Origin of the sequence: Anaerocolumna jejuensis DSM 15929, from assembly GCF_900142215.1 — a bacterium.
GTDB classification, from domain to species: domain Bacteria; phylum Bacillota; class Clostridia; order Lachnospirales; family Lachnospiraceae; genus Anaerocolumna; species Anaerocolumna jejuensis.
In genome coordinates this window covers 467,591-480,635 of the sequence record NZ_FRAC01000006.1, presented here as the reverse complement: position 1 = coordinate 480,635, position 13,045 = coordinate 467,591, and the positions used below count along the sequence as shown (strand labels likewise).

13 protein-coding genes are annotated in these 13,045 nt (G+C 32.9%); 10 read left to right on the top strand and 3 right to left on the bottom strand.

Going from position 1 to position 13,045, the window contains the following annotated elements:
* Positions 1 to 282 precede the first annotated feature (282 nt).
* From BUB77_RS02155 to BUB77_RS02145, 3 genes are all read left to right on the top strand, one after another.
* Positions 283 to 1,569, top strand: a complete 1,287-nt coding sequence (locus tag BUB77_RS02155; protein WP_073272457.1) for a LysM peptidoglycan-binding domain-containing protein — start codon at positions 283 to 285, stop codon at positions 1,567 to 1,569.
* A 565-nt stretch (positions 1,570 to 2,134) separates the two neighbouring features.
* Complete coding sequence (locus tag BUB77_RS02150) at positions 2,135 to 3,235, top strand: hypothetical protein (RefSeq protein WP_073272455.1); 1,101 nt, start codon at positions 2,135 to 2,137, stop codon at positions 3,233 to 3,235.
* A 136-nt stretch (positions 3,236 to 3,371) separates the two neighbouring features.
* Positions 3,372 to 4,475 (top strand): hypothetical protein, encoded by a 1,104-nt coding sequence (locus BUB77_RS02145; RefSeq protein WP_170866544.1) that lies wholly within the window; start codon positions 3,372 to 3,374, stop codon positions 4,473 to 4,475.
* 97 nt (positions 4,476 to 4,572) lie between these two features.
* Here BUB77_RS02145 and BUB77_RS02140 read toward each other — a convergent pair whose 3' ends face one another.
* The 3 genes from BUB77_RS02140 to BUB77_RS02130 all read right to left on the bottom strand — a co-directional run bounded on the left by BUB77_RS02140 (position 4,573) and on the right by BUB77_RS02130 (position 7,915).
* On the bottom strand, positions 4,573 to 5,655 hold the full coding sequence (locus BUB77_RS02140; protein WP_073272452.1) for a hypothetical protein: 1,083 nt from the start codon (positions 5,653 to 5,655) through the stop codon (positions 4,573 to 4,575).
* 225 nt (positions 5,656 to 5,880) lie between these two features.
* Positions 5,881 to 6,900: a helix-turn-helix transcriptional regulator gene (locus BUB77_RS02135; protein WP_073272450.1), complete on the bottom strand. Its 1,020-nt coding sequence runs from the start codon at positions 6,898 to 6,900 to the stop codon at positions 5,881 to 5,883.
* Between the two features lie 166 nt (positions 6,901 to 7,066).
* Entirely contained in the window at positions 7,067 to 7,915 is an 849-nt protein-coding gene (locus BUB77_RS02130; RefSeq protein ID WP_073272448.1) for a helix-turn-helix domain-containing protein, read from the bottom strand.
* Between the two features lie 307 nt (positions 7,916 to 8,222).
* On the opposite strand from BUB77_RS02130, the gene BUB77_RS02125 reads away from it, so the two are divergent.
* From BUB77_RS02125 to BUB77_RS02095, 7 genes are all read left to right on the top strand, one after another.
* Positions 8,223 to 8,441 carry a hypothetical protein gene (locus BUB77_RS02125; RefSeq protein ID WP_073272446.1) on the top strand — a complete coding sequence of 73 codons (219 nt, stop codon included), beginning with the start codon at positions 8,223 to 8,225 and terminating at the stop codon, positions 8,439 to 8,441.
* 18 nt (positions 8,442 to 8,459) lie between these two features.
* Positions 8,460 to 9,314 carry a hypothetical protein gene (locus BUB77_RS02120; RefSeq protein ID WP_073272444.1) on the top strand — a complete coding sequence of 285 codons (855 nt, stop codon included), beginning with the start codon at positions 8,460 to 8,462 and terminating at the stop codon, positions 9,312 to 9,314.
* A 113-nt stretch (positions 9,315 to 9,427) separates the two neighbouring features.
* Positions 9,428 to 9,973, top strand: a complete 546-nt coding sequence (locus BUB77_RS02115) for a hypothetical protein (RefSeq protein ID WP_139241079.1) — start codon at positions 9,428 to 9,430, stop codon at positions 9,971 to 9,973.
* A gap of 32 nt (positions 9,974 to 10,005) precedes the next feature.
* Positions 10,006 to 10,575 carry a hypothetical protein gene (locus tag BUB77_RS02110; protein WP_139241078.1) on the top strand — a complete coding sequence of 190 codons (570 nt, stop codon included), beginning with the start codon at positions 10,006 to 10,008 and terminating at the stop codon, positions 10,573 to 10,575.
* Positions 10,576 to 10,800: 225 nt separating this feature from the next.
* On the top strand, positions 10,801 to 11,646 hold the full coding sequence (locus BUB77_RS02105; RefSeq protein ID WP_073272439.1) for a hypothetical protein: 846 nt from the start codon (positions 10,801 to 10,803) through the stop codon (positions 11,644 to 11,646).
* 15 nt (positions 11,647 to 11,661) lie between these two features.
* On the top strand, positions 11,662 to 12,396 hold the full coding sequence (locus BUB77_RS02100; RefSeq protein ID WP_073272437.1) for a hypothetical protein: 735 nt from the start codon (positions 11,662 to 11,664) through the stop codon (positions 12,394 to 12,396).
* Positions 12,397 to 12,558: 162 nt separating this feature from the next.
* Positions 12,559 to 13,041, top strand: coding sequence for a hypothetical protein (locus BUB77_RS02095; RefSeq protein ID WP_073272435.1), 483 nt, complete (start codon positions 12,559 to 12,561; stop codon positions 13,039 to 13,041).
* The last annotated feature ends 4 nt before the right edge of the window (positions 13,042 to 13,045 follow it).

Here is a 13,045-nt window from a genome sequence, read left to right as displayed (position 1 = left end):
ATGCGTTATACTCTGATAAAAGGTTGTGAAAGATAATGAACCGTCACCTTAAAGACCAAACCCTTACTCATATAGGATGTCACTATTCATACGTCGATTATTAGAGAGGAAACAGGAATAAACGGAGAATACGAGTAAAACAAAATGAAGATATATTCAGTGAGCTTGACCGTGAAAACAGTTAAGTCCTTTTTGATTTATGATACGGTGTATGATGGTGAAATATTCAATTTTTATTTTTATTATCATATAATTATAACAAAGTGTAATTTAGGGTGATTTATGGATATATATATTGTTCAACAGGGAGATACGATTTATTATATTGCAGATAAATATGGGATTTCTGTTGAAAAATTAACACAGGATAATGGATTAATATTTCCATATAACTTAGTGATAGGTCAAGCGATAGTGATAGCAATTCCTAAGCAGTCACATACAGTACAACAGGGAGATACATTACAAAGTATTGCAGATACCTACAATATCCCTCTCATGCAATTATTGAGAAATAATCCGTTTCTTTCTGACAGACAATATCTTTACCAAGGAGAAGAATTAGTAATCAGCTATAATACGATAGGTGGCATTACTATGAATGGGTATGCTTATCCACATATAATGCAAGATACTTTACTTAAAACCTTACCTAATTTGACCTATATATCAATATTAAATTATCAAATTGCTGAAAATGGTGAAATAATATCATTTCAAGATGATAGTGAGGTAATAATAAAATCAAAAGAATATGGTGTAATTCCTCTCATGTTGATTACTCCGTTACTACCTCAAGGAGTACCTGATTATCAAACTTCAATCAGAACCTTACTAAATGAGGAATATCAAGATAAACTTATTGATAAGTTCATAGAAATAATACATGTTAAAGGGTATTATGGTGTTAATATAATATTTAATTTTTTAAATGTAGACACTCAATCACTTTTCTTGAATTTTACAAAAAAAGTATCTAATCGGGCTAAACAAGAGGGCTTACTATTCTTTCTTACCATTAATTATAAGATTAAGGAAACCAACAATGAAATTATATTTGAAAAAGTAAACTATTCAAATTTTAATGACTATGTAGATGGTTTTGTTTTCTTAGACTTTGTTTGGGGTACAAATTATTCTCCACCAAAACCTGTATGCAATATGTATCATATTGGTATTTTGGTTGATTATCTAATATCATCTGGTGTATCAAAGAATAAATTAATTATTGGGAAACCTATTGTCGGATATGATTGGAAATTACCATTTAAACTCGGTTCAGGTGCAAATTCACTTACTCTTTTTTCAGCATTAGATTTAGCTTATAATTTTGATGCTATCATAGGTTTTGATAAAGAATCACAAACGCCTTATTATTATAAAGAACTGTTAATAGATTTGACTTCTGAACATATAGTTTGGTATCTCGATTCAAGAAGTTTTAATTCCTTGGATAAATTAATTATAGATACAAACCTTAATGGTGCTGGAATTTGGAATATTATGATTTATTATCCGCAACTTTGGATAGTTGTTTACTCTCAGTATGACATAATAAAATTAATATAGGTTTTTCAGATAAAACATTACTGACCTATAAGTGTAATTTTAGAATAGGCTATTCACATATGATATTACCTGATATTGCAAATGATGGAGAGCCTATTACTGATATTTACTTACAAAAGGAAGATGCTCAATGATTTATTGAATTAATAGGTAACAAAAGTATACCCACTGTACATAACATAGTATTATCAGTTCAAGGCCTTAAATATGACATAGATTTAGGATGAATGACATCATAGGGATAAGCAAGGACACCATCTATATCCGGGTAGTGTCCTTTCCCTTTTGTTATATTACACAAAATATTGGGAATTTTCTATTTCAAAAGTACTCACTTTTTGCTATAATATGGGTATTCTAAACGAAGGAGGTATGTACTATATTTCCCGACGATAAAAAGTTTGGAGAAGTAAAGCTAGGAAAATCAAGAGGTTCAGAGGTGATATAAATTAATAGTAATGATAAACACTGTAAAGATTGACTTTTAATTTATAGCTATTTTTATAACATTACATATTGTTGAAAAGCATCATAATTAAAGACATAAGAAATAGGAGAAAACCATATGAAAAAAAAATTATCAATTGTGTTATTACTAACAATCTTACTATCATCAAATTCAGTTGCTTTTGCAGCAACGGCACCAGCCTTAACAGCAAGAGAAACCGCCATTGCAAAAGCATACGTAAAAGCATATGAAAGCGGCAGTTCATCGGCAATAAAGAGCTATGTTTATCCTAAGTCTACAATAAAAGTTAATGCAGTGCCGGATGCAACAAAAATTAAGATATTTTCCCCAATGTATACCAAAAAGTATGACTCAAAAACAAGGATGTATTACATTCTTATCTCTTGTGTAATAGCATCATCAGATGGAACAGATTTAACGGTATCTAAAGGCACACTGGGAGTTAATCTAAAGACAAAGAGTAAAACCGTTTATGCATATTCTACGAACACCACAGCGACTAAGTTAACTGAAATACAGGTAGATGACCTTACGAAAGTACAGATAGATAAAATACAGACATACCTGACAGATACCTATGATGCCACAACAGCTTCCAAAATACTGTTTGGAAGTCCTAAGGTATCAACAGCTACATTTGATAGTCCAGTACCATTAGGAAGCACATATACCTATGATAAATCATTTTCTCGCATAGGCGATAAATTAAGCGGCGAGTTTAGCATTACAGTAAACAAGGTTACTGATTTGACTGATGTCGAGCTAAAAGATATCGGCTATGTGAAAGGCAGCATTGAAGAAGAAAATGCTGAATATTACGATTATAGGCTTATAAACGTAACTTGGGAAGTAAAAGACGCAAAGATAATAGAGCTTGCAAAGAATGGGCCTGATGCTAGTAAGTATAAGAATAATGTTTACAAGCGTTATATAAGACCAATACTTGCAGGTGTAACTGACGCAAAGGATTCCAAATCATATTTGAACATTTACACACTGGATGGTTTTGACGGCAGTTTTCAAAGCAATATGAATGACAAATTTAAGTGGAGTACTCTTGAGTTAGATTCCACAGTAAGCTTTACAATGACTGGAAATATTATATTGCCAGTTCTTAATTATACAGAAAATTATCTGAGATTTGGCAAAGTGGGAACTAATACTTATGACGAAGATATCTATTTTAAAATACAATAAGTATGTCTGAAGAAAATTAACTTAATTACAAATGGTTTTGTTTAATTACGGAAAGGAGAGTTAGGGTAATTTAATTCATTGCACTAACAAAAATAATGTGATGAGAATTAAAAGAACTTTAGTGGTAATCTTAGTAATGGCGTTACTCATTGGGACAGGATTCGCTCCAGTAACAGAAGTTCAGGCAAGTGAGGAAACGACTGCATCAACATATCTTGATTATTTAACTTCACAAGTGAAAGCTGGTTACTATGGATATTATGGAGGTATAATAGCGCAGTATGCCCATGTAGCAAGGCTATATGATTCAAGCCAATATAATAAGACGCAGTATTCTTTTGTTAATACACCTAAAAGACAAAATGCACTTTGTACAGATGCATATGATATGATAACAATTGCAAGTAAATATTCAACTGTATTAGCGTTTAGTTTTGATTACTATAATGATACCGACTTCGATAGACCGGCTGTAGGTTACACATCCGATGGAACAGTTGAGATAATTTATGATGTGGATGGTTATGATGCATTAGGCTATGATAAAGATGGATATGATGTATTAGGTTATGATAAGGATGGTTATGATAAAGACGGATACAATAGGTCTGGTCGTGATAGAAATGGCTATGATAGGTCTGGTCGTGATAAAAATGGATATGATAAAAATGGATTTGTAGTTGATAAAATTGTAGCCACGCGTGATGAAAGCGGCAAGTTAAATATAACTGTGCTGAATACTAAAGGTTATAGGATTAGCTTAGATGATTATAAAGTTTCAACAAAAGCAATATCGGCACGGAAAGGATGCGGAACATACAAAATTACTGTAAAATTAAACGAAAATCGTGGTGGTGAAACATTCACACAGACAGTTACTGTTTTACCAGTTGCATATAATTTTGAGATTGTCACAGGTATAGGTGGGTATTCAAGTAAAAGTGCAAATTATAATGGTAAAGCTGACTTTAGATTTTCGGTAGGCTATGAAACTTCAGCATTGAATTATTTCGATGGTATCCAGTATGTTGCCAGCAAGGATAAGAATTACAAGAATGTATACGCAAAAAATACAATTAAATTGAAAAAAACGAGCAAATCTAAAGACTATTATCGAGTTAGCGAGTTTGAAGTTAAAGATGGTTCAACATGCTATATAAAATACAGAGTATACACTGTGGTAGATGGCAAGAAGATTTATTCAGAATGGATGACTTACAGCGATAAAATAAAACTTTGATATTATCATACAATGATATAAACAAATAAGAGTCGGCAGTTTGAACCGACTCTTATTATTTTCAATACACAGGATGTGTATATCCCCATAAATATATTTATTTAATATTTACACTTTTAATTGCACTCCATGAAGAATAACATTTTTCTCCATTTACAGCAGTTGAGTAAGTTCTTACTTTCACATAATAAGTTATTTTTGATTTGAGATTTGTTATACTTTTACTATTGCTTGTAATTAAGTAAGATTTTTTGTTCTGCGTAAACGTGCTATTAGTAGCAATTTGAATTTGATAACCTGTTATATTTGCTTGTTTGTTCACTGTAATATTCAAAGCGCTTTTTTTAGGGCTTTTTAGGCTTTTTATTGATGTTTTAGTAATATCAGATGTAGATAATTTTAATTGATAGTTTCCTGTAAAATCAGTTTTTGCATTTTTAACAGCCAAATAATAGGTGCCTTTGGGAAGTACTATAGAGAACTTATTACTACCTGCCACTAATCCATCTTTCTTTAAATCAAAGTCAAGCAAATCATTAAATAATTGAATATTAACACTGTCTAATTTGCTCGAAAAATATAAATTTAAATTTTGTGCTTGTGTGGTACTAAAAGTATAATAATCTACAGAATCATTTAATGCAAACTGGCCTTGTAATATAGCATTATCAACGGATAAAATATTTGACGCAACTCCATATTCATCATTGGTAATAGTAGCATCTTCTGCATACGTCTCATTAGCATCTGTAAATGATGTGCTCATTATTCCATTTGCAGGACTATTATCATAAGGTTCACCATGAATATTAGTACCTTTAGTTCCATTGGAATAATTAAATATCAAAACATATGTACCAGCCTTTAAATCAATGCTTTTTTTATAACTTCCAGTAAAGCCATAAGAAGTGAGTTTTTTGTTACCTCCTTCTGTATACACAAAAACTCCAGAACTTCCATCTGTACTATTAGATACAAACTTAATATCAATACTTCCAGATTTTTCAAGTGTTAAATCAAATCGTTGCATTCCACCAGTTCCATCAAAGGTATAACTTTCTCCAAATACCAAATCATGAGTAGTATTAGCATATACTATTTTCGGTGAAACTGAAAAAACCAAACAAATTAACAGAGTTGCAGTTAACAAAATACTCATACATTTTCTGATTTTAAACATTGTTATTTCCTCCCTTATATGTCTTTTTATGCAATTTTAGACAATTTAAAATATTATATCTTAAATAAACAAGTAAGTCAACAAACCTCATCAATTGATTCATACTGTAAAATCAGTTTCTTAATATTCCGCTACACAAAACGAATGACAGCATAAGAGGGGAAGCCACGCGTGGCTTCCCCTCTTATGACTCCCGTTATGCAATTAAGCAACCCGGCTTATAATTTAGTACACTTCTTTAACCCGTTCATCCCGCATCCGGGTCAATATTTGAATTAACTCAACGAGCATAATCTTATCAAGCTGATACTTTCTAAACCCTTGAATATCCAAATCAACATAGTTTTCCAGAAAGCCTTTTGCATGAGCTAACGCATCTTCTTTGCTATCAGCCATTTGGATTTCAGTCTGTAAATCAAGCAGTTCCTTAAATGGAATAACACATTGACCTGTCTCACAAGGTAAATTCAGATACTCAGTAAGCACTTGTACTAAATCTGAATCCCCGCTACCTTTAGTTTGGATTATCATATTAAGTGTTCTGAGTATATCCTCCGAACCCCGCCTATGTAGTTCTTCTAAGATAGCAGTACTTTTTTCTTCTAATCCGCAGTTTTGATATACAATGTGCTTTTCCATAGATTGCGCAACCATATCAGGTCTAAATAGGAAATCCAAAGTAATATTAAAAATATTACACAACTCAATTGCAGTCGATTGGGTAGGATACCCCGATGCTTGTATCCATAGTGATACAGTCTGCTGTTTTACACCTAACTTCTGAGCAAGCTCACTCTGTGACATTGCGTGAGTTTCTAAAAGGTGTTTTAATTTTACTGAAAAAATGTCCTTGGTGTATGTTTCAATAATGTCGCAGACCAAAGACAGCTTTTCAGCAACAATTGGTACTAACAGATTAATAATGTTACTATCAGTAATTTTATTATCAATTAAGTGTTGTAGTAACTCTTGGGTATTGGTCAAAGCAGTACGATAATCATAAAGTTCGCTTACTGGGGTATCGAACCAGCCCGAAACAAATATGTCTGCTGGGTCATATTTTGCTAACTCCTCGTGAGTAATTGTATCTATGTGCATATATAAGTTGGCAAGCGCATTAAACTGCTCTTCGGTCACGTTGGTTATTTGGGTAATATCAAAGCTCTCCTCATTAAAGCTAAACAACTCAGATACATCCTGTAGAGCCTTGTCTACAGGTAAAGCTGTATAAAATCCTGTATTCATAGTACAGTCACATCCTTTCTATTTATATGATAATAACGCGATGATGAGACTGTAGCACATGTTTGGACAATACTCAAGCAAAAATTGTAAATTATGTAGTGATTACAAGAACAACTTGAAAAGGTTATCAAATACCGAAGCACTTGATAACCTTAATTATGTTGTATTATTCAACTTTTCCGTTCTTGTCCTCGCTTGGGGTATCAGATGGCAAGAGTTTATAATTACTATCGAGTATGTCTGCAACTTTACTAAAATCAACATCTTCGAGTGCATTAATATCAACATCCCAAGTACCGACTGGTTCGTTTTCGTAGTCATCAGCATAATGTTTATTATTGATATCTCTTGATAAAACCTGCAGTGCGCCTTTAATGGTATCTAAATAAACATTGGATTTATTTATGTTCGAGAGAGCGTGTGTTTTATTTATATCTACATCAAATGTTGTGCTGAAGTACTTATTAAATGCCTCTCTTATTTTTTCAGAATCTTCTTCGCTATTTAATATATCAGTAAAGCATTCATAAGCTGTATCATTAATAATGTAGAGTGAGTCATCAGCTTCAAAAGTTAAGTACCTTGCAATATAGTATAAAACATCAGTATTGGGTAGACCAATATTACTAATAAGTAGTTCAAGGGTAGTCATAATTTTATTGTATATTTTCTCGTTTTTATTTCTATAGTGTACTAATCTTTTAAGACACTCAGAACTTAGTCCAGTATTGTTTAAAATGTTTTGATTTCTTGGATTAGGCTCTATAACATCTTTTCTTATTAAGAAATCCACGGAACAGTTTAATCCTTTTGATAATTTAATTAAATTTTCAACTGAAGGCTTATTCGTTCCTTTGTAATATACACTAATTTTTTGCTTTAAAACACCTGTAAGATTAGCCAATTCCGTTTGACTGTATTTTGGTATACCTTTCTTTTCATATTTTCCATCTAATATAGCTTTAAATTTTTTGAAAAATTCATCATATTCATTTTCTTTGTTATCCTCTAGCAATTAAATCCCTCCTCTTTTATATGATATATGTTGATAGTATTGCATATTTAAGTAACTAAATCAAGACCATATTTCGAGATTAACTAAAACGTGACTAAATGGAGATAACAAACTGTACTTTAACTAATTGTCGCTAAAACGTGACTAGAGCATAAAAAAACACGAAATAATTACAAAAAGGGGTGTTTTTGGTTTGACATCACTATTGTAATCGTGTATACTCAGGCCATAACAAGTCACGAAAACAAGATAAAATACAATGAGTAATGAATAAGTGACATATAAAAGAAAGAGAGGAGTTATTGATTTGAGGGTAGATGAAAATTTAAGAAATGCTTTTAACCAAAGAGATTTACTTAGTAGAAAAGTACCACCAAGAAATTTTATGGCAAAGCACCAAATCTTATCGCAGTACATAGTAGAGGGTAAATCAAAAGCCGGGTTAACAGTATTCTGGGAGCAAGAGGTAACAGTAGAGCAACTTCAAGAGCAGTGCAATAGACTAAAACAATTAATAACAAATTAAGAAAGCGAGGATATTACGATGAACAGAGCCGAAAGAAGAGCAGAAATGAAAGGTAGTAAATCAAATCAGAAAAGAGATGGAGAGAAAATTATGAAATCAGCAAATGTATTAGAAGTAAAGGGTAATGAGAAAGAAGTAGCAATGTTACCTACACCAGTTGAAGTTAAATATAATGGGGTATCTTACATTCTTGACGGTATTGAAAGTGTTAAGAAGGCAATTCAAGCATCAAGTTCCGAATTCTATGATGATAGTGTACTGTATTCAACATATTTGGCTTACTACTTTAGAAGTATTTGGTCAAGAAAAAAGATTGAAGATTTGGAAGTGGTTATTTTTAAGAACCTTTACAAGAAAGAACTGGTCAGAGGGTATATAGCAGATGACCGACAAGGCTATGTTGACGAGGTTGGCTATGCATTAAATGATTTGGATTTTGCATCATTTGATGAGGTATTAGCAGATAATGAAGATTTAAAAGAATTAGATTCAGTTAGAGTAAATATTTTAAGAAAATCCTTTGAAGAAATGAAAAAGGCACTTGAAGAGGTGGGTATTACAAACTATGAAGGAAACCTTAACAGTAAGAAGAAATCTGAGAAAGATGAAATGAGACTTTTGATAAACCATTTCCTAGGCACTTTGTTTACTGTACCGGGTTCTGATAGCATCTTTAGTCCAGAGATATTCACTAATATGAGAGAGAGAACATTAGTAGATGCCTTTGTGGAATTGAGTAAATCTGGGCTGACAATCTGGCAGGCAACACCAACTGCAAAGGACAAGAAGGGTAAATATTCTTACTTTACAGCGGCTTGTAACCCTAAACTGTTAGATGCTGGCGAGGATGTAACAGTTAAAGAAGTAATGTAGTTGAGAGTAAGCAACAGGTCTTACAACCCTGTTGCCCGCTCCGCAGGGTCAAGTAAATAAATTAAATAAGAGAAAGGTTAAGGGTAAATAATATGCATACAAGATATATAAACATGGAGAATTTTGAGTTAAGAGATGGAATAGTAGCAGTTAAGGAAAGAGAGAACATTGAAAAGGAGCAGTATTTGTATCACTTTACAGCTAATGATAAAAATCATATAGGTAGAATAATGCAGACTGGGTACTTAAAGCTTACACCAAGTAGCCTATTAAAACCAACGAAATGGTGGAATGAAATGCGAAATGGGGTAAAGACCTTCTGTACCGACACGGATGATTACAAATCTGTTGTTTGGATGACAAATAAGAAAAACGCAGAAGGATTGGGTATAGACAGCGGTATGAGCCCAGCTTATGTTGATGCTAAAAAAGAAATCTGTATAACAATTAGAATGAAGGATACTTTCAAATGGTGGAATCAATGGGCAGATGAAAACAGAATGAATAAGTCTTGGAGAAAGGCTTTTACAAGTGGTATGAGTTATGGGTCTTGGTATGTTTCAGAAGAACCAATTTATATGGAAGATATAGTGCTTATTGAGAATATGAGAACAGGCGAAATTTTGTTTGATAATCGCCAGAGTAAAAAGGCAGCTTAATATTAAAAGAAAGGTTAAAAGGTGAAATTATTATGGGTACAAGAGGATTAGTATGTGTGCAAAAAGATGGAGAGTATAAGGTGGCTCAGTATGGGCAATATGATACAAACCCTTATGGTAGTGGTGTGTGTATCTTGAAATTTCTTAAAAACGTCAATTTGAGAGTATTGGAATCAGATATTTCAGAATGTGTTTTTTATACAAAGGAGCAGCTACAAGAAATTTTAAGTGAGTACAAGCCGGGTACTATGATATTTGGTGTGCCGTGGCATAGAGAACTTTGCGGGATTACTTTTGAGGAGATTTTATCATTAATTATGTTTGGTAATTTAAGAAGTTTAAAAAATAATAGTGAGTTTGCTCAAGATAGTTTGTTTTGCGAATGGGGTTATGTAATTGATTTTGATAAGCGTACATTTGAAGTATACAAGGGTTTTAATAAAAGAAATCTTACAAAGAAAGACCGCTTTTATAAAGGTAAATCTACAGAGGAATATAAGCCAATAAAATTGGCTAGAAGTTACAGTTTGAACGCTTTACCAACCGAAGAGGAGTTCTTAGATTTCTTCTACCCAGACGAAGATGGGGAAGAGGTGAGTTAAATGAGAAACCAGAGATTAAGAACATTACAATTGATAGACCTTTACATAAGAGGGTACATTCCTCAACCGGCCTTCGATGCGCTGATTTTGGCAAATAGGCAACAATTTCAACAACACTAAATTGTTGCCCCGCATCCCGGCAGAACCGGGTTAACAATAAACCCTAATTGGGTATCAGATGGATGTAACTAGTAAACAAAAATACAGAAAATGGAGGATTTTATTATGGTAAGTAATGCAGTAGAAGGAAAGGGGATTTATTTTAATCCTACATGTTTAGATTTTATTAAGATAGTTGAGGTCGTGAGTATAGCAGTGCAAGAGCAGATTTCAAGAGGTTATGTTTTATTGGATAATTATGAGATATTAAGATGTATTGGTGAAAAACTACAAGCGAATGGTATAAAACTTCCTGAAGATATTTACCAGCAAATAGCTATGGAAAAATCTATTGTAAATTTGATAGTTTTACCTACAATGTTAAAAGCAGGTGAAGATGATAGTGTGGTTTTGTTACATAAATATGGAGAAGTTATATTCGCAGGAAACAAAGATTATGTTACTGAAAATGTAATGGGTAATGAAAAATTTTTTGCTATTGATGAAGTTAGACATAATTTGTTGAAAGGTCGTGTTTCTAATAAACATAAAAGAGAGTTGTTAGGTCTACTAAACCAAATGGGTATGCTAGGGTCCGCTGATATATGTAGTAATTACAATGAAAGCAATAAAATTGTAATTTCACACAGTTATAGATGCAATATAATTTTTAATATTGAAACAAGAGAAATGTATGTTAAAACCGAAGTATTGGTAGAGGATTACCAAGGCAGAAAAACCACATTACTTAAAATGTTGAATGAGCAACTACATTTACCAACACGGCATACTCTGAGCCTTGAAAAAGATAATAAAGGAAGATATAAGGATTTTATTTATTGCACCAGTACTTATGATTACTGCGAAGATGGTTGTGTAACAAAAGAAGAAATACTGAGCATGGTTGAAGAGCATGAGGAAATAGAGAAGAAGGTTAGAATATTTAGAGACCGAATAAATAATGAGAAATAAAGGAGGAGGAACAGTATGTATAAATCAAGTTTACATAAGCCAAATGGCACAAAAGTAGTAGCTTACACCAATTTGGGTACTCATTCAGATGCAGGAGCTTTCAAGGTAATTAAGTATGCTCGAATGATAGCAGATAAGCCGGAGGGCGGCTCACAGGTAATCCCACCTAAAAAGTACCTAAGGGTAGAAAATGCAGAGGAATTAAAGGACTTTAAACCCAAAGCTATGCCGGGTAAGACTCAATACATAGTTTTGCTGTTAGATACCAAGGCAGAAGCCTTTGAGGAAATCACAGTAAATGCAGGCAGTACAACATCAGCATATGCACTAGCAATAAAGCAGACAGTTATAAAGGAAAATCTAATTGCTTATGTGTATGATACCAGCCAGAAACCTATAAAGGGTAAGCAACCAAAGGAAATCAGGCTTGATAGTGAGTTAAGGCAAAGATTAATTTCTTTCTCAGAACGGTGTGATTACTATAGAAATAGTTTCTTCTGGACCGCCCCCTCATCAGCATCAAATCGCAGATACAAAGAGGATAAGGATTCGATACCTCAGTATTTATTTGCAGTTGGTAGTGATTATTATAGTATTGAGTTTAATGTGCGGTGCAGTTGTAAAAATGTCTATGCATCATCAAGTATTGCTAAGAATGGGTGCTGGACTACATTGACCACACTAAAGACATTGCTCAATAAGGACGTAGGTATAGGTTGCTACGCAAACCCGAAACCACAGGCAAGTTAAGAATAAAGTTATGAATGAACCAGAAAGGTGCAGTCAGCAATCAATCAAGTAATAATCACATCTTGGGTATACAGATTTAAGTCACACCAATTAATTTGGTGTCGTTAATTGAAATGATTAATTAAAATAAAACAAGTGAGAAAGTGAGGAAGTGAGGCTTAAATGATTAAGACAAAGGGTAAAAGTACAAGAGGTGCAAAGAGAACGAGGATGCTTGAAACCTTAGGTTATAAACTTGACTGTGATACAACAAACAGGATATTAAGCTTTATACCTGAGGAATTAAAGCAAGCTCTTACAGGCAGACAACTTGGATTGATAATGAAAGCAATCTATGAAAGTGGGGATGTAACAGATACTTCAAAATATACCATTACAAGTGGCAATATAACTAAGCCTGCCGGACTTACAGATGCAGAAACAGAAGAATATGAAGAGGCAATAATGAAAATAGAGAATGACTATGACAGATTTAGACATTATAACAACTTTGATGCTTCTGTATTGGTAAACCATACTAACAGATTTTGCTTTAGATGTGGTTGTGAATTGGCATTTGAAAATGAATTGGATTATCCATATGTTTGCGTTGAGTGCGATGAGAATATGTTTTCATTCGAAAGTTGTTCGAGAGATAAAAGATGATAAG